The 24,886-nt window shown below is 37.9% G+C and carries 24 protein-coding genes and 1 tRNA gene; 7 read left to right on the top strand and 18 right to left on the bottom strand.

The genetic code is table 11. The features are described from left to right. Positions 1–3: 3 nt before the first annotated feature. From dltA to dltD, 4 genes are read left to right on the top strand one after another with little or no spacing between them, the layout of a single operon-like run. Positions 4–1,479, top strand: a complete 1,476-nt coding sequence (dltA, locus tag C7B89_RS01405; RefSeq protein WP_115673020.1) for a D-alanine--poly(phosphoribitol) ligase subunit DltA — start codon at positions 4–6, stop codon at positions 1,477–1,479. Further along, complete coding sequence (gene dltB, locus C7B89_RS01400; RefSeq protein WP_115673019.1) at positions 1,476–2,639, top strand: D-alanyl-lipoteichoic acid biosynthesis protein DltB; 1,164 nt, start codon at positions 1,476–1,478, stop codon at positions 2,637–2,639. The genes dltA and dltB overlap by 4 nt, the downstream gene beginning before the upstream one ends. A 42-nt stretch (positions 2,640–2,681) precedes the next feature. Next, a complete protein-coding gene (gene dltC / locus C7B89_RS01395; protein WP_016994756.1) occupies positions 2,682–2,915 on the top strand; it encodes a D-alanine--poly(phosphoribitol) ligase subunit 2 in 234 nt (77 codons plus the stop codon). After that, positions 2,912–4,087, top strand: a complete 1,176-nt coding sequence (gene dltD / locus C7B89_RS01390) for a D-alanyl-lipoteichoic acid biosynthesis protein DltD (protein WP_115673018.1) — start codon at positions 2,912–2,914, stop codon at positions 4,085–4,087. Before dltC ends, dltD begins: the two co-directional genes overlap by 4 nt. Positions 4,088–4,491: 404 nt before the next feature. On the opposite strand, the gene C7B89_RS01380 is transcribed toward dltD, so the two are convergent. The 10 genes from C7B89_RS01380 to C7B89_RS01340 form a co-directional block, all read right to left on the bottom strand. Next, positions 4,492–5,022, bottom strand: coding sequence for a DUF6241 domain-containing protein (locus C7B89_RS01380; protein WP_115673017.1), 531 nt, complete (start codon positions 5,020–5,022; stop codon positions 4,492–4,494). A gap of 310 nt (positions 5,023–5,332) precedes the next feature. Then, positions 5,333–6,625: a phosphopyruvate hydratase gene (eno, locus tag C7B89_RS01375; protein ID WP_048390885.1), complete on the bottom strand. Its 1,293-nt coding sequence runs from the start codon at positions 6,623–6,625 to the stop codon at positions 5,333–5,335. 2 nt (positions 6,626–6,627) lie between these two features. Next, positions 6,628–8,169, bottom strand: coding sequence for a 2,3-bisphosphoglycerate-independent phosphoglycerate mutase (gene gpmI, locus C7B89_RS01370; protein ID WP_103118783.1), 1,542 nt, complete (start codon positions 8,167–8,169; stop codon positions 6,628–6,630). Further along, a complete protein-coding gene (gene tpiA / locus C7B89_RS01365; protein WP_115673016.1) occupies positions 8,162–8,923 on the bottom strand; it encodes a triose-phosphate isomerase in 762 nt (253 codons plus the stop codon). Before tpiA ends, gpmI begins: the two co-directional genes overlap by 8 nt. Positions 8,924–8,942: 19 nt before the next feature. After that, complete coding sequence (locus C7B89_RS01360) at positions 8,943–10,127, bottom strand: phosphoglycerate kinase (RefSeq protein WP_026023505.1); 1,185 nt, start codon at positions 10,125–10,127, stop codon at positions 8,943–8,945. Positions 10,128–10,652: 525 nt separating this feature from the next. Next, positions 10,653–11,669, bottom strand: a complete 1,017-nt coding sequence (gene gap, locus C7B89_RS01355; RefSeq protein ID WP_004228061.1) for a type I glyceraldehyde-3-phosphate dehydrogenase — start codon at positions 11,667–11,669, stop codon at positions 10,653–10,655. Positions 11,670–11,795: 126 nt separating this feature from the next. Beyond that, the gene (locus tag C7B89_RS01350) at positions 11,796–12,848 is read right to left on the bottom strand and encodes a sugar-binding transcriptional regulator (protein ID WP_048390878.1); all 1,053 of its coding nucleotides are present in this window, start codon (positions 12,846–12,848) and stop codon (positions 11,796–11,798) included. Between the two features lie 175 nt (positions 12,849–13,023). Beyond that, positions 13,024–13,146: a hypothetical protein gene (locus C7B89_RS23375; RefSeq protein WP_004228055.1), complete on the bottom strand. Its 123-nt coding sequence runs from the start codon at positions 13,144–13,146 to the stop codon at positions 13,024–13,026. 261 nt (positions 13,147–13,407) lie between these two features. Next, positions 13,408–13,641: a glutaredoxin family protein gene (locus tag C7B89_RS01345; protein ID WP_048390876.1), complete on the bottom strand. Its 234-nt coding sequence runs from the start codon at positions 13,639–13,641 to the stop codon at positions 13,408–13,410. Positions 13,642–13,693: 52 nt separating this feature from the next. After that, positions 13,694–14,611, bottom strand: coding sequence for a DMT family transporter (locus C7B89_RS01340; RefSeq protein WP_054549561.1), 918 nt, complete (start codon positions 14,609–14,611; stop codon positions 13,694–13,696). Positions 14,612–14,733: 122 nt separating this feature from the next. On the opposite strand from C7B89_RS01340, the gene C7B89_RS01335 reads away from it, so the two are divergent. After that, the gene (locus C7B89_RS01335; RefSeq protein ID WP_115673015.1) at positions 14,734–16,104 is read left to right on the top strand and encodes an aminotransferase-like domain-containing protein; all 1,371 of its coding nucleotides are present in this window, start codon (positions 14,734–14,736) and stop codon (positions 16,102–16,104) included. 54 nt (positions 16,105–16,158) lie between these two features. On the opposite strand, the gene C7B89_RS01330 is transcribed toward C7B89_RS01335, so the two are convergent. From C7B89_RS01330 to C7B89_RS01320, 3 genes are all read right to left on the bottom strand, one after another. Continuing rightward, positions 16,159–18,432, bottom strand: a complete 2,274-nt coding sequence (locus C7B89_RS01330) for a S9 family peptidase (protein WP_115673014.1) — start codon at positions 18,430–18,432, stop codon at positions 16,159–16,161. Between the two features lie 147 nt (positions 18,433–18,579). After that, a complete protein-coding gene (locus C7B89_RS01325) occupies positions 18,580–19,326 on the bottom strand; it encodes a TPM domain-containing protein (RefSeq protein ID WP_048390868.1) in 747 nt (248 codons plus the stop codon). Then, positions 19,326–19,907, bottom strand: a complete 582-nt coding sequence (locus C7B89_RS01320; protein WP_048390866.1) for a LemA family protein — start codon at positions 19,905–19,907, stop codon at positions 19,326–19,328. Before C7B89_RS01320 ends, C7B89_RS01325 begins: the two co-directional genes overlap by 1 nt. 133 nt (positions 19,908–20,040) lie before the next feature. Here C7B89_RS01320 and C7B89_RS01315 point away from each other — a divergent pair, with 133 nt between their 5' ends. Next, positions 20,041–20,655, top strand: coding sequence for a spore coat protein (locus C7B89_RS01315; RefSeq protein ID WP_004228038.1), 615 nt, complete (start codon positions 20,041–20,043; stop codon positions 20,653–20,655). 51 nt (positions 20,656–20,706) lie between these two features. Here C7B89_RS01315 and C7B89_RS01310 read toward each other — a convergent pair whose 3' ends face one another. The 4 genes from C7B89_RS01310 to C7B89_RS01295 all read right to left on the bottom strand — a co-directional run bounded on the left by C7B89_RS01310 (position 20,707) and on the right by C7B89_RS01295 (position 23,594). Then, positions 20,707–21,429, bottom strand: coding sequence for an amino acid ABC transporter ATP-binding protein (locus tag C7B89_RS01310; RefSeq protein ID WP_048390865.1), 723 nt, complete (start codon positions 21,427–21,429; stop codon positions 20,707–20,709). After that, positions 21,426–22,136 (bottom strand): amino acid ABC transporter permease, encoded by a 711-nt coding sequence (locus C7B89_RS01305; RefSeq protein ID WP_004228035.1) that lies wholly within the window; start codon positions 22,134–22,136, stop codon positions 21,426–21,428. The genes C7B89_RS01310 and C7B89_RS01305 overlap by 4 nt, the downstream gene beginning before the upstream one ends. A gap of 86 nt (positions 22,137–22,222) precedes the next feature. Further along, positions 22,223–23,020, bottom strand: a complete 798-nt coding sequence (locus tag C7B89_RS01300; RefSeq protein ID WP_004228033.1) for a basic amino acid ABC transporter substrate-binding protein — start codon at positions 23,018–23,020, stop codon at positions 22,223–22,225. 499 nt (positions 23,021–23,519) lie between these two features. Continuing rightward, positions 23,520–23,594: transfer RNA gene (locus C7B89_RS01295), tRNA-Arg, on the bottom strand. A 309-nt stretch (positions 23,595–23,903) separates the two neighbouring features. Here C7B89_RS01295 and clpP point away from each other — a divergent pair. Next, the gene (gene clpP, locus C7B89_RS01290) at positions 23,904–24,494 is read left to right on the top strand and encodes an ATP-dependent Clp endopeptidase proteolytic subunit ClpP (protein WP_004228025.1); all 591 of its coding nucleotides are present in this window, start codon (positions 23,904–23,906) and stop codon (positions 24,492–24,494) included. A 54-nt stretch (positions 24,495–24,548) separates the two neighbouring features. Here the strand turns inward: clpP and C7B89_RS01285 are convergent, their stop codons facing one another. Further along, positions 24,549–24,806, bottom strand: coding sequence for an HPr family phosphocarrier protein (locus tag C7B89_RS01285; protein ID WP_004228023.1), 258 nt, complete (start codon positions 24,804–24,806; stop codon positions 24,549–24,551). Positions 24,807–24,886 lie beyond the last annotated feature (80 nt).

Genomic DNA, 24,886 nt, shown 5'->3' with positions numbered 1-24,886 from the left:
AATATGTTAAGTATTTTGGCAGCTATTGAACGTGTGGCCCTCCAGCAGCCACAAAAAACTGCTTATCAGACTCACAATGCCTCCTTAACTTATAGTGAGCTTTGGCATTTATCGGATCGTCTTGCCGATTATTTAATGAAGCTTAAGTTGCGGAGACAACAGCCTATTGTCATTTATGGACATATGTCCCCCCTACAAATTGTTGCGTTTATCGGAGCTGTAAAAGCTGGCCATCCATATGTGCCTGTTGATTCGTCAACACCATCAGAAAGATTACAGCTCATTACAGAAGCTTCTGGAGCAGGTTTAGTATTGACAACAGAGCTATTACAGATGCCGTTGAACCTGCCAGTTATGGCAGTGCATGATATTCTGGATGCCTCCTCAAAGGACGTGATCCTATCATCCGCAACATGGGTTCGAGATGAGGATATCCATTATATTATTTACACTTCTGGTTCAACCGGTCAACCAAAAGGGGTACAAATAACAGCTAGTAATCTAACACACTTTGTTAGGTGGATGCAGGAACACTTCCCTTTACAGCAAGACGGCGTATTTTTAAATCAAGCACCTTATTCCTTTGATTTATCTGTTATGGATCTCTACCCAGCTCTTGTTGGTGGACACACGCTTTATGCGATTACACAGCAAGAAATTGCTAATCCAAAAGCATTGTTTGATTCATTAGCGATGTCAAATACTCGTGTATGGACTTCTACACCTTCCTTTGCCAAGATGTGTTTGATGAACAAAGAATGGGATCAAAAACTCATGCCTGCATTGGATACTTTTTTATTTTGCGGAGAGGTTTTACCGATAGCGGTATGTAACGAGTTAATGCTTCGTTTTCCACAGGCAACAATTTATAATTTATATGGTCCTACAGAAACAACCGTCGCTGTATCCTATGTAAAAGTAACAAAAGAGCTAGCAGCACACTTCGAACAATTACCAATTGCCCCTATAACGGAGCCAAACGTTTCTGTAGCAGAAGATGGAGAAATTATTATTTCAGGGCCAACCGTTAGCGCAGGGTATTTGGGAGCGCCTGAATTAACAGCGAAGGCTTTCCCGATCGTGGATGGCGATCGCATCTATCAAACTGGTGATATAGGCTATGAGCAGGATGGTTATTTGTTCTTTTCAGGTCGTAAGGATTTCCAAGTGAAATTACATGGCTATCGTTTAGAGATTGAAGAGATTGAAAAACAAATCAATAACCTGCCACCTGTTTCAAGTTGTGTTGTTGTACCTGTTTATAAAGAGAAGGAAATCATTTCTCTTAGTGCCCATATTGTTTTACGTGAGCCATTAACAGGAGCAGCCTTCAAAACGACAAAGCAATTGAAGGCACTTTTATCGGCGTACTTACCTGCCTATATGATACCGAAAACGTTTAAATATATGGACGCTTTACCACTAAATCCAAATGGTAAGGTAGATCGTAAAGGATTGGCGGTTATGGAGACAGTATGACGCCTTATGGAAATATAGCATTTTTTGTGATCATCGGACTTTTATTACTACCTACCATCCTCCTAGGGTTACGAGGCAAATCTTCGAAACGTTATAATCTTTTTATATCGGTCATTGTCTTAGCATTAATCTTCGGACATTCATTGAATGGGACCATCTCGCTCGTATTATTTACTGTCTTTCAGGTAGTACTTATTGTGGCTTATCAGCGTTACCGACTTCAGCAAAATAGCGGAACCATTTTTATAATAGCAGTGCTTTTATCCATATTACCCCTGATTCTTGTGAAGGTTTTGCCGATTCTCGGGTTACATCATTTATTTGGCTTCCTTGGTGTATCCTACATTACGTTTAAAGCGGTGCAAATGATTTTAGAAACTCGTGATGGCTTGATGAAAGAGAAAATTTCGGTAGTAGAGCTAGTCTATTTCTTATTATTCTTTCCTACCGTATCATCGGGACCTATTGATCGTTGGCGTCGTTTTACAAAGGATTTTCATACCGTACCTTCCTCGGAGGATTACCAAAAGCTGCTATTGAGTGGCATTAACTATATTTTTGTCGGCTTTTTATATAAGTTTATTTTGGCTTATTTAATTTACAACTACACGCTTATTTATTTGCCTAACCATACGTATAACTATTTGACACCCTTTCAGGGACAGCTAGCGTATATGTATATGTATAGCTTTTACTTATTCTTTGATTTCGCTGGCTACAGTGCATTTGCTGTTGGTGTGAGCCGGATAATGGGTATCCAAACACCGATTAACTTTAATCGCCCTTTCGCCAGCCGCAATATTAAAGATTTTTGGAATCGTTGGCATATGAGCCTTTCCTTCTGGTTTAGGGATTATGTCTATATGCGCTTTGTCCTTTGGATGACAAAGAAAAAATGGCTAAAAAATAAATTTGCTATTTCGTATATAGGCTTCTTTTTACTATTCTTTTTAATGGGTATTTGGCATGGTCTGGAATGGCACTTTGTGGTCTATGGACTCTATCATGCCCTATTGATTATCAGCTTTGATAAATTTGAACGCTGGAATAAAAAGCATAAGCGTTGGCCAAAAAATAAATGGACGCATGCTATTGGCGTAATCATTACGTTTCATGCTGTATGCTTCGGCTTTTATATTTTTTCTGGCACATTATTTTAAACAAAGGGCTATAAGAGCCTGTTCACTAAAGGAGAATTATTAATGGATCAACAACAAGTTTTAGAAATGCTAGTCGAGTTATGTGAAGATGAAATTATTGTAGAAAATCCAGATATTGATTTATTTGAAGAAGGTTTACTAGATTCGTTTGGGACAATTAATTTATTAGTTGAAATTGAAAACCGTTTTAATATTTCTGTCCCTATTACTGATTTCAATCGTGAAGAATGGAATACGCCTAATCGAATAGCAGGGAAATTAGCTGAAAGACAATGATCAAAAAAGGCTTTCTTTCTTTATTTATTGCATTTGCTCTTTTTACTGGCTTTGTCTTTTTTCCTAATGCTTGGATTAAAGCATGGATATCCAATGAGGATGTGGAGCAAGCCAAAACGAACATGTCTCCACTTGTATTTCAGGGCACATATTTACAGGAGCGAATGTTGCAGGAGCCTAATTCCATGCCACTTTATGGCTCCTCGGAATTAAACCGTTTTGATCCGTTCCATCCATACAATTATACGCGAGCAACTGATGCTCCGTATTCGACATTTATGATTGGGCGTGGAGGCATGCAGTCCATTACTCACTTCTTGAATTTCGCAGCACAAGAAAAGAATTTAAAGGATAAAAAAGTGGTCTTTATCATCTCCCCTCAGTGGTTTACAGAGAAGGGCATGGGTGAATTTCACTTTTCACCGAATTATTCCATGTTACATGCTTATGATTTAGCCTTTAATCAGGAGATGGATGCCAACCTTCGTAAAAGAGCAATGGAGCGCCTACTTGAATTTGATACTGTCAAACGAGATCGCCTCTTAAAGACCATGTACCAATATCAAATGTCTAACGGCAAGGAAAAACCAATTACTGGACGTATGGCCATGGTCGCGGGGCGTTTCCACAAGGAGTTACTAGAAAAGAAGGATTTATATTATTCCATTTTCCCACGTAAAGGTCATGCATTAAAAAGTAATGACAAGCTGATTGCCAATCAAAGCTTTGAGCAACAATTGCAGCATGCAGAGGCATATGGGGAGAATCGTGTATCCAACGACTATATGATTGAAGATCGCGCCTATCAGCGACTTGTAAATGCTAAATTTTCAAAGTTTAAAGATATACGAAAAAAAGAGGATTATACAAACTCTCCTGAATATGAGGATTTCCAACTAGTTATCGATGTTTTAAAGGATGCAGGTGCCAAACCACTATTCGTCTCCATTCCAGTTAATGGCTATTGGTATGATTATAATGGCTATCCTGAGGAACGTCGTCAAAAGTATTACGATAAAATGGAGCAAGTATTAAAGGATGCAAAGGTTGCCTATGTTGATTTTTCAGATCATGAATATGATCCTTACTTTATTATGGATACGATTCATATTGCCTGGAAGGGCTGGGTCTATCTCGATCAAGAACTAGATCAGCATTGGTCACAGCCATAACAATAGTCAGGACAGTCTAATATTAGTAGACTGTCTTTTCTTATTATCGTAAGAGACCTTTTATGTAAAGCGCCATTTGCTCACTTATATATCATTTAGGTTTTTCAATAGCTTCACTAAATTGTTGAACCTGCTCTGCCTGATCATTAGAGGCTGCTCCAATTTGCTCCATGCTTCCCATAAGTGCTTGAATATTACTCGTAATCGTTTTAGAGAGGTTTCAATTTGTTCTGTTGCTGTAGCTGTCTCACTAGAAAGCTTCCTTACCTCTTTGAAACCTGCACCGTATTGGCCTGCCATGCCGCTTCACGTTAATCTTTTTTATATGTTAAAATGCCTCAAAGTTAATTCAAACTTTGAGGCATTTTTTGAAATTCGTCTATTTAGCTTTCGCAAAATGGTATTCAATATAAGTCATATTCTAAATTGTGTTGAATATAAGCTTGCTCTTCTGATGGAGTTAATAGACGAATTGCTTTCCCTGAAGCTTCTTCATCGCCGCCTTGCATTTCCCATATGGAATTGTGGTCGTCAACTGCATTTGAAAAATCACCCTTCGACCATCTTTCCAATATTGAAATGTAAAGCTCTTTATATTTATAATTGCTTTCTTTGGCTATAGCTAACAATCGGTCAACCTTTTCTTGTGTTATTTGCTCGTGACCCCATTTTATTTCCGCTTCAACCTTCTGATGAGACATACTATGAATGGTTTCGTTCATTTTGTGTTCTATTAAGTCATCTGGATATATTTCATTTTCTTTTTTTAGAACAGTTCCATCCTTAGAAGTTACTTCAACATATCCAGCGATTGTTTTTTCTTCCTCGGGAGTAGATTTATTCATATGCTCAGTGAATTTGATGTAACCAAATGCTCCACCGAAAATAATTAATATTACAATGATACTAATAACCGATTTGGTTTTTCTCTTCATGTTATTACCCCTCAGTAATTTTTTATCATTATGTAAATATGGTTGATATTAGTTAATTAGGTTAAATAATAACAGAATGTTGTAATAGGTTTCAATGAATAGATACTTAATGTCCACCGCTTTCGGTTGTTCTAATTGAATAAGCTTACTCTGTAATTAGATAAGTAACTAAAAAACCCCCAATCTACAAGTGTTTATCACACTTATAAATCAGAGGTTGAAGCAATACATAAGCCTAAATGTACAACATGGTTCAAATATAAAAGCTGTGTATTACTAAATTCAAAGTATTTTCTCTTCAATCAAATACTTATTTTAAGTTATAGAATGAATTTAAACCAAGATACTCTGCTGTTGAACCAAGTTGATCTTCGATGCGAAGAAGTTGGTTGTATTTAGCTACACGGTCTGTACGTGATGGAGCACCTGTTTTAATTTGACCAGCATTTGTTGCAACAGCGATATCAGCAATTGTCGCATCTTCTGATTCACCAGAACGGTGAGAAATAACCGCTGTGTAGCCTGCACGTTTCGCCATTTCGATCGCTTCAAATGTTTCAGTTAACGTACCGATTTGGTTTACTTTGATAAGGATGGCATTTCCTACGCCTTGCTCAATACCTGCTGATAATTTTTTCGTATTTGTTACAAATAGGTCATCACCTACTAATTGTACGCGATTGCCGATACGGTCTGTTAATAGCTTGTGTCCAGCCCAGTCGTTTTCGTCTAAGCCATCTTCAATTGAAATGATTGGGTATTTATTTGTTAACTCTTCGTACCAATCTACCATTTCCTCAGAAGTTTTGACAACACCTTCACCATCTAAGTGGTATTTGCCATCTTCTTTATTGAATAGTTCAGAGGATGCTACGTCCATTGCAAGTTTCACTTCGTCACCTGGTTTGTAGCCTGCTTTTTCAATCGCTTCTAAGATCACTGTAATTGCTTCTTCGTTAGAGCCTAGGTTTGGTGCAAAACCACCTTCATCACCTACTGCTGTGTTGTAGCCTTTTGCTTTTAGAACAGCTTTTAGGCTATGGAAGATCTCAGCGCCAATACGTAATGCATGACGGAATGATTCTGCACCAACAGGCATAACCATGAATTCCTGAATGTCTACATTGTTATCAGCGTGAGCACCACCGTTTAGGATGTTCATCATTGGTACTGGTAATTGCTTAGAATTGAACCCACCAAGATATTGATAAAGAGGTACATCTAAATAATCTGCCGCAGCATGTGCAACTGCCATGGATACACCTAGAATTGCGTTGGCACCAAGCTTGCCTTTGTTTTCTGTGCCATCTAGCTCGATTAAAGCTTTGTCGATGACTACTTGATCAAGAACAGAATAGTTACCTTCTAATTCTTCCGCAATAATTGTGTTTACATTTTCAACTGCTTTTAATACACCTTTGCCTAGGTAACGAGATTTGTCACCATCGCGTAATTCTACCGCTTCGTATTCACCTGTTGATGCACCTGATGGTACGATTGCGCGGCCAAATGCGCCTGATTCTGTAAATACTTCAACCTCTACTGTTGGGTTCCCACGTGAGTCTAAAACTTCGCGCGCATAAACTTGTGTAATAAATGGCATAATTAATTCTCCTCTTTTTCAATTAATGATTGTCCTGTCATTTCAGTAGGCTGTGACACCTCTAATAATTCTAACATGGTTGGCGCTAAATCGGCTAAAATACCACCATTTCTTAACATTATATTTGGTTTTGTCACAATTACTGGAACAGGATTTGTTGTATGAGCTGTCATTGGCTCACCTGCTAAAGTTAACACTTCATCAGAGTTGCCATGGTCAGCTGTAATAATAGCTGCGCCACCTTTTGCAAGGAGTGCGTCTACTACTTTCCCTAAGCATTCATCTACTGCTTCAATGGCTTTAATTGTTGGCTCCAGCATTCCACTATGACCAACCATATCAGGGTTGGCAAAGTTAAGAATAATGCCATCAAATTTTTCAGCCGCAATTTCTGCAAGTAAGGCTTCTGTCACCTCATAGGCAGACATTTCAGGTTTTAAATCGTATGTCGCCACCTTGGGAGAAGCAATTAAAATACGTTCCTCACCAGGGAATTTTTCCTCACGTCCACCACTCATAAAGAATGTAACATGTGGATATTTTTCAGTTTCCGCAATCCGCAACTGTGTTTTCCCATTCGTCGCTAATACTTCACCAATTGTATTTTTCAAGTTGTCATTTTCATAAGCAACCTGAGCGTTGACTTCATCACTATAGTGTGTGAAGGACACAAATTTTAAATTCTTTGGATGATTTGCAGATATAGCAAAGCCATCGAATGCTCCATTTGTAAAAACTGTTGACAGCTGAATGGCACGATCGGGACGGAAGTTAAAGAAAATCACTGCATCATGATCGCCAATTGTTGCTACTGGCTCACCATGCTCTTGAATGCTAAATGGGATGACAAATTCATCTGTTACCTCACGCTCATAGGATGCTGCTACACCACTTTTAGCACTTTCTGCTGTTTGACCGACGCCATCCACCAGTACATTGTAAGTCAGTGCCACACGATCCCAACGTTTATCGCGATCCATTGCATAGTAACGTCCATGAATAGAAGCAAATTGCCCTATGCCTATTTCAGCCATTTGCTTTTCCGTTTCTTCGATATAGTCTAATGCTGTTGTTGGACCAACATCACGACCATCTAAGAAGCCATGTATATAAACTTCCTCTAATCCTTGCTGTTTAGCTAGCTTTAATAGTGCAAACATATGCTCATAATGACTATGAACACCACCGTCTGATAATAAGCCCATAACATGTAGCTTTGACTGATGAGCTTTCACATGTGCTACTGCATCTAAAAAGGCTTGATTCGTGAAGAAATCTCCATCACGAATAGATTTATTTAAGCGTGTTAAGCTTTGATAGACGATACGTCCTGCACCGATATTTAAGTGCCCCACCTCAGAATTCCCCATCTGTCCTTCAGGTAATCCAACGGCTTCTCCCGCTGCTGTTAATGTCGCATGAGGAAATTGATGCCAATATCGATCAAAATTTGGCTTATTGGCCTGTGCTACTGCATTCCCGAATGTTTCATCTCGAAATGCAAAGCCATCTAAAATAATTAATGCTACTGGCTTTTTAGGCATTTGCTGCCGCCTCCAATAATGTTAAATAAGATTCTGGTTGTAAGCTTGCTCCACCAACTAAAGCACCATCAATATGTTCTTTGGATAAAAGCTCCTGAATGTTATCAGGCTTAACACTGCCACCATATTGAATGCGCAAGGCATTCGCAGTTTCAGCATTATATAGCTCTTCTACTACTGCTCGAATCGCTCCGCATACTTGATTTGCATCGTCTGCCGTAGCCGTTTTACCAGTACCAATCGCCCAAATCGGTTCATACGCAATGACCATGTGCTCTACTTGCTGTGCTTCAAACCCAGCAAGTGCTGCTTTAATTTGACCAGCCACTTTTTGCTCTGTTGTGCCTGCTTCACGTTCTTCTAGTGTTTCGCCACAGCAAATAATAGGTACGATAGTATGTGCAAGTGCTGCTGCTACCTTCTTATTAATCGCTTCATCTGTTTCATTGTAGTATTCGCGACGTTCAGAGTGTCCTAAAATGACATAGTCAACATCCACACTTGCTAGCTGTGCTGGACTAATTTCACCCGTAAAAGCACCTTCATTTTCATAGTGCATAGTTTGTGCACCAATTGCCAGCTCTGACTCACTAGCAACTTGCACAAGTGTAGGTAGGTAAAGAGCTGGTGCGCAAATAACAGCATCTACTTTGTCATTGGAAGGAAGTTTTTCTTGTACAGCATCTACAAACTGAATAGCCTCTTCAAATGTTTTAAACATTTTCCAGTTACCTGCAATAATTGGTTTACGCATCATTTTGCCTCCGATTAGCTTATTTATCGTTTAGTGCTACAATCCCTGGAAGCTCTTTGCCTTCCATTAATTCTAAGGAAGCACCACCACCTGTAGAAATATGATCCATCTTATCTGCTACTTCAAATTTTTCAACTGCTGCAGCTGAATCACCGCCACCGATTACTGTGTAGCCAGCTGTTGTTGCCATTGCATCAGCAACTGTTTTTGTGCCGTTTGCAAATTTGTCCATTTCAAAGACACCCATTGGTCCATTCCAAATGATTAATTTAGAGTTTTTGATAACTTCTGCATAGTTTGCAGCCGTTTTAGGTCCAATATCTAGACCCATCCAATCAGCTGGAATAGCATCTACATCAACGATTTGTGTTTCAGCATCCTGTGAAAATTCATTTGCCACAACAGCATCGACTGGCATATGTAATTGCACACCTTTTGCTTTTGCCTTCTCAATAAAGGACTTTGCTAGCTCAATTTTATCTTCCTCTAGCAATGATTTACCGATATCGTGGCCTTGTGCCTTAATAAATGTAAAGGATAAACCACCACCGATAATTAAGTGATCTACTTTTTCTAAAAGGCTTTCAATAACACCAATTTTATCTTTTACTTTGGCACCACCAATAATGGCTGTAAACGGATGCTCAGGGTTAGACAATGCCTTACCTAGTACATCTAATTCCTTTTGCATTAAGAATCCAGATACAGCTGGAATATGCTTAGCAATTCCTTCTGTAGAAGCATGAGCTCGGTGGGCTGCACCAAAAGCATCATTAACATAAATATCTGCTAGCTGAGCAAATTGCTGTGCTAATGTAGGATCATTTTTCTCTTCACCAGCATGGAAGCGTACATTTTCAAGCAGTAGAATATCTCCATCTTGCATGTTTGCAACGGCTTCTTCCACCGCTTGCCCAATGGATTCATCAAGCTTCGTAACAGGCTTGCCCATTAATTCCGCTAAGCGAATGCCAACAGCCGTTAAACGCATATCCTCTTTTACTTCACCTTTTGGACGACCTAAGTGAGAAGCTAGAATAACTTTAGCACCCTGCTCTACTAAATACTCAATTGTAGGAATAGCTGCACGAATACGCGTCTCATCGGTAATAGCACCGTCTGCCATTGGTACATTAAAATCTACACGTACAAAAACGCGTTGACCCTTAACATCAATATCTTTCATTGTTTTCTTATTTAACATGAAGAAACTCCCTTCAAAGTTTGTTTTAGTCTTACACCCTTGTGTTTTACCCATCTTGGCTCTACACCATGCTTACTAAATTGAATAGTCATTTTGGTAATTTTTCAGCGTCACTATCTCGTGTAAGTATGATTCTCCAACTTTTGATAATGAACCCTAATACTTGTTTTTATAGTAGCAAAAGTTAACTGTTATGTCTTGCAATCAACATGTATCAATTACGCCTCAGTGTATTTATTTTTTCCGAACTTGTTCCTCTTCAAAATCTGTGACATTCGCTGAGGCTTTTATCTTGATTCAGTCGATGATTGAACACCAATGAATCAAGAGAGTCATTGGTGTAATCATCTCATTACCTATAGAGGTGGGGTTTTCTGCTGAATCTAGAAAAAAGGAGTAAGGGTTATCCCTTACTCCCAATACCCTTGTATATTATATCTATTCGATATTATAAAGGCTATACTTTTTGTGCATAAAAAGCAGTAATATGTCACACTTTTTACTCAAAATGTCGAAATATGATACTTATTTATGGTTTAAGCCTTGTTCAGCAATGTATAAAGCTAGGTCCATTAAGCGAGTAGAGTAACCAATTTCGTTATCATACCAAGCTAAAACTTTCACCATTTTGTTTTCTAACACCATTGTTGAAAGGCCATCTACCGTAGAAGAATAATGGTTACCGTTATAATCAATTGATACCAATGGTAGCTCATTGTAATCTAAAATGCCTTTTAATTCATTTTCAGAAGCTTCTTTTAATGCTGCATTAATCGTTTCTTTCGATACATCTGCTTTTAGCTCTACAACTAAGTCAACACATGATACGTTAGGTGTTGGCACACGCATAGAGAAACCATCTAGCTTACCTTTTAATTGTGGTAATACTTTTGATACAGCTACCGCTGCACCTGTTGTTGTTGGAATCATAGACACCGCTCCAGCACGTGCACGACGAGGGTCAGAGTGTGGGAAGTCTAGAATTCGTTGGTCATTTGTATAAGAGTGAATTGTTGTCATCATACCACGTTCAATGCCAAATTTCTCATCAAGCACTTTAGCTACTGGTGCTAGACAGTTAGTTGTACAAGAAGCATTGGAGATCACATCATCAGTTGCTGGGTTATAATCCTCATGGTTTACACCCATAACAAATGTAGGCATTGCGCCTTTTGCTGGTGCCGATAGAATCGCTTTTTTCGCCCCTGCTTCAATATGCTTGCCTACTTCTTCCATTGAACGGAATCGACCAGTACATTCAAGCACTACATCTACGCCTAATTCGCCCCATGGTAATTGGGCAGGATCTTTTTCAGCATATACTTTTACACGTTGACCATTTACTACGAAAGAATCTTCATCTGCATTGACTTCAGCATCATAGATACCGTGTACTGAATCATATTTCAATAAGTGCGCAAGCTGACCAGCATCTGTTAAGTCGTTTACGGCTACTACTTCAAATTCATCATGCTTCATTGCCTCACGAAATACTAAACGTCCAATACGTCCAAATCCATTAATCGCTAATTTTAATGCCATTGTTAATTCCTCCAATAATGTGTGATGTCTGTCTCTATGAATAGAGACATCAAAATTTACTTTATGCTCATTCAAAAAATGCTTTAGCACTTTCTGAGATCGAGTGACATGTTTACAACTTTGCCATCATTCAAGATGCTTATTTTCTATAGAAGATATTTTAGCAGCAATTGCTTTGGCCGCTGCTTCATCTGTTACAAATATGGTTTGCTTAGGTGCTACTTTGAAATAAGAAAGCATTGCATTGACCTTCTGTTTTCCTGCTGCAACAGCAATGACCTGCTCACTGTTTTGTACCTGCTCAAGCTGGATACCAATTGTCCGTATACGATGTACTATTTCTCCATCGGCATTGAAATAATAACCGAAAGCCTCACTCACAGCGCCTTTTTCCTCAAGAATTCGCAAATCCTCAGGAGATGAGTTGCGACGAATCGCCATTTCCTCTGCAGAGCCAATCCCATGAATGACGCAATCTGCTTGATCATAGAAGGCCATCATTTCTGTTACCATCGGCTCTGTTAGCATCGCTTGATAAGCTTGCTCACTTAAATGCTCTGGTAAAAATAAAGTACGGTATTGTGTTTCCATTTGCATGGCAAATGTTGCAACAAGTGTATTGGCCTGCATTTGCATTTCATGTCCAATCCCCCCACGTGCAGCTACAAAAGTGATATCCTTTTGTCCGTCTAAAGGATGTAAAAACTGTGCAAGTGAGGCAACAGATTTTCCACCAGTGACAGCTACAACTTGCTCATCAAAAGCAGCCGACATAAATTGCAATGCTGCTTCTTTGCCTAGCATGCTTAGGATTGTATGATCCTCATTGTAATCACCAGGAACTACGACTACACGTTGAATGCCAAAGTGGCTTTCAAGCACTTTTGCAAGCTGGGTTAAACCAGACCATTCATAAACGATAGCTCTTAATTTTTCAATGACTATATCACCATCATCTGTACATACCATACCCGACTTTTGCGCATCTAATAACCCTTGTTCACGTAAAATATCAGTTTCTTTGCGTATTTCTCTTTCTGTCATTTTCAGTGAATCAGCTAGTGTACGTCGCCCGATTGGTTGCATAAGTTGAACGGCTTGCAATATTCGATATCTTGCTTGCAGAAGCGGATACATTTCAGGAAGTAGCCTTTGCTGTGCCTCTGGAACAGTTAACATATCTATCTACTCCCCTAATTAATAGTGGTGGGTTTGTTTTTAACCCACTTAATTATTTTGTGTCCCACTTATGCTTTTATTATAATATGCATTGTTTTAAAGTGCAAGTAGTTGTATTGTTCTGGATAAAAAAAAGCCTCATAGCTCTAAAAACAGCTACAAGACTTTGTTGAACTTATTTAGTGAAAGATAAAATCGCATTCTTTTTAAAACCTTCTAAAGCTTTTGTTGCTTCAGTTTTATTTGTAAATTCAAAAATACGAACGTCCTTTTTCTCAAATACTGTAATAACCCACATTGTAAAATCTCCCTTCACATCATTCATTTTTGTAATATAACAACCACTAAAATTTGTGATACATTTGCTAAACTGTTTTATAACAACTTCTTACTTGATACCTATTCTACTCCGATTTTTAGGAAAAGAAAGTCTAATGTGAAGGTCTTCACAAACTGTTCAAATTCAAACCGCTTTCATTGAACAATTTGTGAATTGTGAGAATGACAGCTAATAATAAAGTCATTTATACCGTTAATAATTCTTTATACTTTCAGTAGATTAACTGCCTAATCGCTCCATTAACGTGGCATAATCTAAATGACCATACTGAATGACGACACCCTCTTTTTCAACTACCGGAATCATTAGCATATATTTTTCATGTATACGATCATCCTGCTCTATATCAATTATTTCAATATCAAATAGAACATCTTCCTGAACAAGCTTTAATGTCTGTAATCCTTCTACACATAAAGGACAATTCGCCCGACTAAAAAATTGAATCTTCATAGATAGCACCTCCTCCTTTATTATAAACGATGTGGCAATGTAGAAATGGCTACTATTCTTTGATGATGTTTATTTGAGCTGTCTTAGCATCCTTCTTTGTAATGGTTGTATTTTTGCCAACAATGACGGAAATCACGACAATCATTGCCACGACGATCGTAAACCAAGAGATGGATTCATTTAAAAATAGCGTAGCAAAAAGAATCATTAAAAATGGCTGTAAATATTGGATCTGACTAACTCTTGCAATACCTCCTAAAGCCATTCCCCCATACCAAGCAACATATGCTAAAAACTGACTGACAACAGCTAAATATAACAGGCTAACCCACGCTGTAAGAGGGGCATGTAGCATTTCCAAGGAAAATTGGGAAATGACAGGGACAATAAAAAAGGGAGCCGCCATCAAAATAGCCCAAGCAATCACCTGCCAGCTCCCTAATTCCTTCGCTAACTGTCCTCCTTCTGCATAGCTAAGACCTAATATTACAACTGCTGCTAATAATGCTAGATCTGCCATATGTAATTGGCCTAAGCCTAAAAAGCTAGCATAAATAATAACGGCTATAGCCCCAATAACACTCGATAACCAAAACTTAAATGAGGGACGTTCACCTGCTCTGAATAAAGCAAAGCCCGCAGTCGCTAAAGGTAAAAGTGCTAATTCTACCGCTCCGTGAGAAACTGGTAACCTTATCATTGCCCAAGATGTAAGTAAAGGAAACCCTAATACAGCGCCAAAGGATACTATTATCAAGCTTTTAAATTGTCTAGCAGTCGGTAGTCTTTCTTTTCTTACAAGTAAAACAATGGCTACGATGAACGCCGCAATGACAGCTCTCCCCAATCCTACAATCGTCGCTCCAAAATATGGTACAGCTGTACTTGTTGCGGGTAACGTTAGACTAAAGCAAATTACGCCCACAAATCCTAACAGCAAACCTATTTTTTCTTTTCTTTTATCCTGCATGTTCTCATCCTTTCATTTTCCTCTCCATCTGTCCCTGGTATAATCCATAGTAAGTGGCGCTATCTCAAAAATAAACAGAATTTTCTACCAACTGTCCTGGTACAGATAAAGGAGGAAGGATGATGATTGCAAAATATTTAGAAGTTGTAGAGGACATTAAAGAGCAGCTTGCTAATGGTGTGCTCCTTGCAGGCAGTAAACTACCTTCCGTTCGACAACTGTCTGAGCAATTTTCCTGCAGTAAAAATACAGTGATAAGAGCGTATAATGAATTAGAAAAGGAGCATCTTATTTTTTCCAAACCCAAAAGTGGCTATTATGTTGTGAATAACATAGAGCAACCAACTACAAACCAACAAGTTATTGATTTTTTATCAGCTGGCCCAGACAAAAGCATTATGCCCTATATTGAATTTCAGCATTGCATCAATCAAGCTATTGACACATATAAAGAAGAATTATTTAGTTATAGTGATCAGCAAGGGCTTTACTCGCTGCGTGTACAATTGGCTAAGTATCTACAGGACTTACAGGTCTTTACTGAACCTGATCGATTATTTGTTGTCTCGGGCTCACAGCAAGCATTACATTTACTAGCGGCAATGCCTTTTCCGAATGGTAAAAATAATATATTAATAGAACAGCCTACCTATTTTGGTTTTATAGAATCTGTCCATCTGCAACAAGCTACAACTTTTGGGATTGATTTAACAATGGAGGGCATTGATTTAGATCGTCTTGACTATATTTTTCGCAATAATGACATTAAGTTTTTTTATACTGTGCCGAGATTCCATAATCCTCTTGGTCATAGCTATACAAATGACGAAAAAAGAAAGATTGTGGAATTAGCAGAAAAATATGATGTTTATATTGTGGAGGATGATTTTTTAGGAGATTTAGATCCTAATAAAAAAGCGGATCCGTTTTTTTCTTTTAATCCCACTGGCAGGGTTATTTATATTAAAAGCTTTTCAAAGGTATTTCTTCCGGGTTTAAGAGTAGCGACAGTCGTCCTTCCCACTATAATGACAAATCATTTTCTACGTTATAAATTTAGTGCTGATTTCAATAGCTCTGTGCTCTCGCAGGGTGCCTTAGACATTTATTTAAAAAGCGGTATGTTTAATAGTCATATTAAAAAGATTAAAGAGCTTTATGTAAGAAAAATGAGCGTTTTACAGGAGGCTTGCGAATCATTACTTCCCACCTCTACTAACTATACGAAACCAGTATCAGGCTTTTATCTTTCCGTTGTTCTTCCTGATAATGTAAGTGCTAGGCAGGTGGTTCATTTATTAAAGGAAAAAAATATATTGATGGATGACGCTGCTAGAATGTATCTACCAGAATTTAAAAAAGATAATCTTATTCGTTTAAGTATTTCTCAGGTAGATGAACCATTAATTTATACTGGTATTGAGGAACTAGCACTGTGCATTTCATCATTTGAACGTAAAATGCGCTATCCAAATCCCATTCACCTATTGTAATAAAAAAAGGCATTGATTGTGAGCAAGCTACACATCAATGCCTTTCGTTTTAAATTATTTTAAATGACTATCGAAGAATTTTACCATGGCATTATAGAATTCAATTCTATTTTCTTCATTTGCAAAGCCATGTCCTTCATTATCTTTTAGCATGTACTCTACATCCACACCTCTAGCGCGTAAGGCTTCCACAATTTGATCGGATTCTGCTTTGTTTACACGTGGGTCATTTGCTCCTTGTGCGACAAATAATGGTGTTTTGATTTTATCTGCATGGAAAACTGGTGAAACAGCAGTTAACAATTCTTTGTCTTTCTCTGGATGACCTACGCGCTCATAAAACATGTTACGCATAGTTTCCCAGTAAGGAGGGATGGTATTTAATAATGTAAATATGTTAGATACCCCTACATAATCAACTGCAGCAGCATATAAATCAGGTGTATACGTAATACCCGCTAATGTTGCATAACCACCAAATGATGCCCCATAAATACCGATGCGATCAGGGTCTGCAATGCCTTGGTCAATTGCCCATTGGACACCATCAGTGATGTCATCTTGAATCTTCAGACCCCATTGCTTATTACCAGCCTGAAGGAATTCTTTACCATATCCAGTTGATGAACGGAAATTCACCTGTAGCACTGCATAGCCACGATTAGCTAATAATTGTACTTCTGGGTTGAAGCCCCACATATCACGTGCCCAAGGCCCACCATGAGGATTGACAATAAGAGGGAGATCTTTTGCTTCTTTATTTTTCGGTAAAGTTAAATAGCCATTAATCGTTAAGCCATCTCGGCTCTTATATGAAATTGGATGCATTTCTGCCAGTTCATTCGGATTTAACCAAGGGCTTAAAGTGGCCAACTCGGTTAATTCATCTGTCGTAGAATCGTAATAATAATATTTTCCATAGACAGTATCACTTGAAACACTCACAATAAATTTGGTCATTTCTTTATTGTAATCATTGATACCAAGCTCACTTTCATGCACATTCAGCTTGCTTTGGATTTTACGGAAAAGCTTTTCAAAGTTCTCGTCAAAGAATTGGTAATGTGGTTTATCTGTTATATACGCACCATATAGCAATTTATCGTGTTCGGCACTATATAAGACACCAGAAACATCTACTTGATCATTAGACATAATTACTTCTTCATTACCTTTTAAGTCGTATTTCACAACTTCTACTTTGTCTCTACCTTTGTTAGATGTAGCGTAAATGTATTGATTGTCTTTTGAGAAAGCTAGTGGCATTACTTCATCTCCAGCTTCCATTTCAATAAATGGCTTGAATTCATCCTTTTCAGAATCTCGATAAAGGATCGTTCCTTCCACACCATCTGAGGCTACGGCAATTCGCACATTTCCATTGCGATCGGCTAGCCAGCTCGTAATATTACCCGGATTTTTTGCAACGTGAGTTGTTTCCCCAGTCTTTACATTCAACTTGTAGACATCAAAAACTGTTGCATCTTCCTTATTCATCATGATAAGAATTTCATCTTTAACACCCTGTAGGCCACTTAATATCCCAACTGTGACATTTGGATATGGCGTTAGATCTTTTTCCTCAGAGCCATTAAATGTTGTAGAATAAATATGGAAATTCTCATCTCCACCTTTATCCTTTACGTAGAGTAAATTATTATCCTTCCAGTAAAATCCTGCAACGTCTCGATCTTTTGAATTGGAAACACGAACAGGCTCACTATCATCATTCATCTTTTTCACGAAAACATTCGCTCTGTTCTCCCAAGCAGAGGAAAAAGTAATGTAATTGCCATCTGGCGAAAGTTCATAACCAAAATTACCAGGATTTTTCATAAAGTCTTCAACTGAAATTTCCTTTACACCTTCATGATTGGAACCATTTTTTATTTGTTTTGCATTGTTTAATATTTTTACTGCATCTTGTTTTGAAATTGCTTCTGTATTTAATGTTAAGCCATTAAATAAACCAATCTTATTGGCCTTCTCTAAATAGTCAGCAAGCGAAGCTTCTTTTTCTTCTTTATTTAACGCTCTAACTAAAATACGAGCCGCTTCATCACGTTTAATTGTCAAACTTAAATCTGTGAATTCTCCAGCCTTGACCCATTTATCAATAATTTGTTGACGCATTGAATCTGAACCGTGTTGGAATGTTAAAGTTGTTACAGCTAAATTCAAAAATTCCTGCGCTGACACACGTTCTTCTTGTGCTGTTACTGTGCTATTAGTTTCATTTGCAGCACGGACTTCTTGCATTGTTGCAGGAATAACTACAGAGGTTGTTAAAATAATTGCTAACGATGCAGATAAAAATCTTTTTTTCAAAATGATTCCTCCCTATATCAGTTTACGCTATATCGTTTGTCGATATATTTAAATTATAACAATTCTAGCATTATTGTCAATAATTGAGAGGTTTTTAAATTAAGCCAAAATGAAAGCGAACTATATAGAATAGTTCGCCATACTCTATTAAAATTTCCTGCTTGCTCCTCCACCAGCAGAAGATCCGCCACCAAATCCGCCAAAGCCCCCTCTACTCGAACCTCCACCAAAACTTCCTGGATAACCGCCATAGCCTCCAGAGCGAGGACCTCCGCCGCCTTTCGAAAAGAATGAATAGATAATAATAACAACGATAATGATTAGGATAATTAACCAAGTGGGTATGTCATCCTCTTCTTTTGTTTGCGCTGGCAAATCACCGTTCCAATTATACTCTTGGGCAACAGCGCGGAAAACTTCAGAATAGGTTGCTTGAAAAGCTTGGTCTAGATTACCAGCACTTGCTGAGGGATAAAATGCATTATCTAAAATGCGTCCTAATTTACCATCTGGTAATGCTCCTTCTAATCCCTGACCCACGGCAATTACAACGTCGTTATTTCCTTCCCCTTGACCTAAGGTAGCTAAAATCAGGACACCGTTATTTTTTTCCTTGTCACCAATGCCCCATGACCGAATCAATTTTGTCGCATACATTTTCGGCTCTTGTCCATGAAGACTATCAACTGTGACTACCATGATTTCAGCACCCGTGCCTTGATCCAACTGCTCAGAATATTGATTTATCTCTTCTTTGACATTCGCAGAAATTACATTGGCAAAGTCATGTATATACGTATTTTTCATCGGTGATGGCATTGTTGCTTCTGCTAGATTCGAGAAAAAAAGAAGCATCGAACAAACGATGATTATCTGTACAATGCAGCGTTTCATTAATGTGTACCCGATTGACTAAAATCGATAGATGGTGCTTTGTCAGCTCCTGCTGTGGCTTTAAAGTATTCTTTTTGTTCAAAGCCAAACATCCCTGCCATTAAATTCCCCGGGAAACGTTTAACATGTTTATTGAATTGCTGCACCTCATTATTGTAATCCTCACGTGCTACTGCCAGACGATTTTCCGTACCTGCTAGCTCATCCATTAACTGGCGGAAGTTTGCATCTGCCTTTAAGTTTGGGTAATTTTCTACAACTACTAGTAAACGACTAAGAGCGCCAGTTAAAGCATCATTGGCAACAGCTTGCTCCTCTGGTGAGCTTGCACTTCCCATTTGTGCACGTGCCTCCGTAATATTCGCTATCACCTCTTGCTCATGATTCGCATAGCCTTTCACAGATTCCACTAGATTGGGAATCAAATCATAGCGACGTTGGAGCTGATTTTCAACTTGTGCCCATTTAGAATCAACATTTTCCTCGGCTGTCACCAGACTATTGTATTTAGGTATAAATAATAAGGCGATTACAACAAGAATGATGACAATTATTCCAATTGGTCCAAGTAACTTTTTCAATTTTAAGCCTCCTTGACTTGCTTTTCCTTCTATCTTTAGTCTACATTTTTACCTTTACATTTATACCGTATGAAATTGAATTGACACGACATACTAAATACTGCAACAAAAAATTATTGAGGAGGCGTTTTTTTTGTCACAATCGTTTTACAATGAATCATCAAACCAAACAAATTTAAATCAACAACATAGCCTAAATCATGGTGGACATGAAATGATGGACATGCATGAAACAATTGGCGAAATTATTGCAGGTATGAACCAAGCGATTATTTTGCGTCCCCATGTAAAAGATCCTGAATTACTCAACATTTTGGATCGCCAATATAATTTCACTCTTGGTATGTACAATACGATCGTAGAGTCCTTTAAAACAGGACACGATCCATCTGTTCCAACAGGACGTTACCAAATGGAAACAGGAAATGATTTCAAATATGGCCTAAATCCTGGTCAACCAAAAAAGCCGATGCAAAACGCTAATGAAATTAATGATGAAGCTATTTCCGGATTTTTACTTGGAGCTCAAAAAGGAGCAGCAAAATGTATGACAACTGCTGCGTTGGAGACAACAAACCCTGTAGTTCGTCGCGTTGTTGCGGATAGTATTCCTAACTGTATTGAAATGGGATACGAATTATCTATTTATCAAAATAAACACGGCTATTATCAGGTGCCTCAGTATTCCCAACAGGATATGCAAACGATGCTGAATGCATTCGACACAACATCTAATCCCCTTCATTAAATAAGAACAGCACAAAAAAAGCGAACGAGCATGTCGTTCGCTTTTTCAGCTTTATAATACTTTTCCTAAAAACGCTTTCGTACGGTCGCTTTGGGGATTGCCGAATAGTTCCTCTGGAGACCCTTCTTCTACAATATAGCCCCCATCCATGAAGACTACTCGATCACCTACTTCACGAGCAAAGCCCATTTCATGTGTCACAACTACCATTGTCATCCCTTCAGCTGCTAGATTTTTCATAACATCTAGCACCTCTTTTACCATTTCAGGGTCAAGTGCTGAAGTTGGCTCGTCAAATAAAATAGCTTTTGGCTTCATTGCTAAGGCACGAGCAATCGCCACACGTTGTTGCTGACCACCTGATAGCTGCTCAGGATAATTATAGGCCTTGCTGTCGAGCCCGACCTTTTTTAATAGCTCATGTCCTAAAGCTTCTGCGTCTGTACGATTCATTTTACGAATTTGCATAGGTGCCATCGTGACATTATCGATAACAGTCATATGCGGGAATAAGTTAAATTGTTGGAACACCATACCCACTTCAGCGCGAATTTCATTGATATTCGTTTTAGGATCATTAATTTTTACATTTTCAATATAAATAGCACCATCCGTTACTTCTTCTAACATATTGATGCAACGGAGAAATGTACTTTTTCCTGAACCAGACGGCCCAATAACACAGACAACTTGTTTTTCTTGAATTTCATAATCGATTCCTTTTAATACTTCAAGCTTGCCAAAGTATTTGTGTAGGTTTTCAATTTTTATCATCTAGCTTCCCGCCCTTCTACCTTAGCTTTACGAGGGACATAGCTATTGCTAAATCGTTTCTCGATAAATGCTACAATCTTCGTTACACCATATGTCAACACTAAATATAATAATGCTGCAACGATATACGGTTCCCAGAAGCGGAAGCTTGCACCAGCTACGACCTTACTAGCGTATAAAATATCTGGTGCTGCAATTACAGTTACGAGTGAAGAATCTTTTAATAATGCAATAAATTCATTGCCCAATGGCGGAATCATACGTCTAAATGCTTGAGGTAAAATGACCTTACGCATCGCTTGGTTATGCGTTAATCCAAGAGAGCGAGCAGCCTCCATTTGCCCTTTTGCAATACTTTGAATCCCTGCACGGAAAATTTCCGCATTATAAGCAGCACAGTTTAAAATAAGCGCTGTAATCCCTGATACCATATAACCTAAAGAATGACCAAAAATTGTTGGAATAACTGCTAAGTGAATTAACAAGATTTGTACAAGCATCGGTGTTCCACGGAATAAATCGATATATAGTTTAGATGGCCAATAAATCCATTTTTTACTCGATAATTTTCCAAGGCCTAAAAATAGTCCTAATAGAATACCGCCAAAATAACCACTAAGTGTCAAAATAAGTGTTACGCCAATACCTCGTATAAACATATCTCGGTAGTTCCAGACAATGTCCCAGCGTAAGTCAAAGATGTCCATCCGAAAACCCCATTCCCCTTTAAATTACAATTAATAAATGAGCTGTTAGCACAGTTACTATGTTAGTAGCATCATTTCATTCATTTTTATTGAAAATCAATGCCTGTAATTTCTTTTAATTTACCGTTTTCTTTAATCTTTTTAAGACCTTCGTTTAATTTATCTAGCAATTCTTTATTCCCTTTTTGAACCATGAAGCCATAGTATTCTTTTTCGAATGCATCATCTTCAATTACTTTTAGTTTTTGATCTGGGTGAGCTTTGATATATTCATAAACTACTGCATTATCTCCGATAGCTGCATCAACATTACCATTTAGCATCTCTTGGATAGCGATTGGCTGACTTTCAAAAGCCATAATATTTGTACTTGCTTCCCCTTGTAGCTTTTTCGCTGCCATATGACCAGTTGCATTGATTTGTACAGATACTTTTTTATCTTTTAATTCATCAAGAGATTTAATCTTTGAATCTTCTTTCACAACAATTAATAACTGAGACTCATAATACGGTTCTGTAAAATCAAATGATTCTTTACGCTCTTCCGTAATTGTGATTCCAGAAGCACCGATATCTGTTTCACCGTTCTTAATTGTTTGGAACACTGGCTCCCATCCAATATTATTCCACTCAACCTCAAAGTCCATCTCATCTGCGATAGCTTGTAGAATATCGACATCAATCCCTACAATTTTCCCTGAATCGTCAACAGATTCAAATGGTGCAAAAGTTGCCTCAGTACCTACTTTGTAAACTTTTTTGCCATCTCCACCATCTTCTGAAGATGAGCTACCTGAAGATGCATCATCTTTTGTACCACAACCTGCAAGTGCTAATGTTAAAGCTGCAATAATCATCAGTAACATCCAACCTGTTTTTTTCATTGTATTTCCCCCTAGTTCGATAATTTTCCGAATTACGCATTATTTTTCGCAATTCGGAAATGTTAGACTATTAGGTCAATTATATTAACATTATAGTATTTAGACAACAACTTTTCGCATAAAATTAAATATTTTTTCATATAAATTTATAATAAATTCATATAATTTAAAAAAACATGTATAAATAACAAGAAATTTAACCTAAAACTAATATATATACAATAAGAACCATGCCAAATTTCGATAAATTTAGGCAAAAAAAAAGAATCCCCTCAGATAGGATTCTTTTTTTTCGACTATTACTAGTCTCACGTACAGTATGTTCACTAAAAAATAATTTGGAGTTGTTGCTTTTTTGAAGGTTTGAAAGGAATAAATAGGGGAATAATGCCAACTAGGACAGTATTCCCTTTATTCTTCCTCTCGATCTCCAGTAAGCAGGCTGCTAAACTACTTATTAGGAGATGAGCTATAACAGTATATCAATTGATCAGTAAAATGGCGCCCTCGGAGGGAATCGAACCCCCAGTGCAAGAACCGGAATCTTACGTGTTATCCATTACACCACGAGGGCAAAAGACACAAAAAAAAAGTACTCACTCTAGGCTTACGAAAAGCATGATGTAGATAACCCTCATTTTTGAAGCATACCTGCAAAATAGTGTCCTGTACTTTAAACCTTATAACCTTAATCATTATACAAGCCTATCCTATATAATTCAACCATAGAATGCAAAAACAATTTATTTTTTTTAATTTCACTTTAGCAGGGTTAATATTTGACCTTCCCTGACTATAATGTGTATGATAAGGATACAGCTGAAATACAAAGGAAAATTTTCAGCAAAGGTATTCGAATTTAGCTTTTTAAGGAGGATTTAACATGAATTTAATTCCTACAGTTATTGAACAAACTAGTCGTGGTGAGCGTGCATATGACATTTATTCACGTCTACTTAAAGACCGTATTATCCTTTTAGGAAGTGCTATTGATGACAATGTTGCTAACTCCATTGTCGCTCAGCTTCTTTTCCTACAAGCAGAAGATCCAGATAAAGATATCTCTCTTTATATTAACTCACCTGGCGGATCCATTACGGCTGGTATGGCTATCTATGACACAATGCAAATCATTAAACCACAGGTACAAACAATTTGTATTGGTATGGCTGCATCAATGGGTGCTTTCCTACTTGCAGCTGGAGAACCCGGTAAACGTTTTGCCTTACCAAATGCTGAAGTCATGATTCACCAACCACTAGGTGGTGCACAAGGTCAAGCGACAGAAATTGAAATTGCTGCTAAACGTATTCTATTCTTACGTGAGAAATTAAATGGCATTTTATCTGAACGCACTGGTCAACCACTTGAAGTCATTGCAAGAGACACAGATCGTGATAACTTCATGACTGCTGAACGTGCAAAAGAATACGGTTTAATCGATCATATTATGCACCGTAGCGATAATAAATAAAAAATAGAAGGCATCACAGAATTGCTCTGTGATGCCTTTTGTATTTAATGAATGTTAATCTTCATTTTCAATAATTGTTGCCAATGCTGTAACCGCTTGCTCAGCATCGTTACCTTCACTGCTTAAAGTCACTTCGGTACCTTTAGCAACTGCTAAGCTCATAACACCCATAATGGATTTGGCATTTACTTTTTTCTCATCTTTTTCTAGAAAGATATCAGCACTAAAACGATTTGCTTCTTGCACAAATAGTGCTGCTTGTCTAGCTTGTAGTCCTAATTTTAATTTAACCTGGACTCTTCTCTCAATCATTCTCAAAACTCCCCTTCACTACCGTTCGTCTATTAGTTTTATCTTACCTTACTTACTGGCAAAAGAACAATAAGCGATTA

The organism is Lysinibacillus capsici, assembly GCF_003367505.1.
GTDB classification, from domain to species: Bacteria; Bacillota; Bacilli; order Bacillales_A; family Planococcaceae; genus Lysinibacillus; species Lysinibacillus capsici.
Note: the sequence above shows the minus strand (reverse complement) of the source record. Positions and strands in the feature narration are given on the sequence as shown.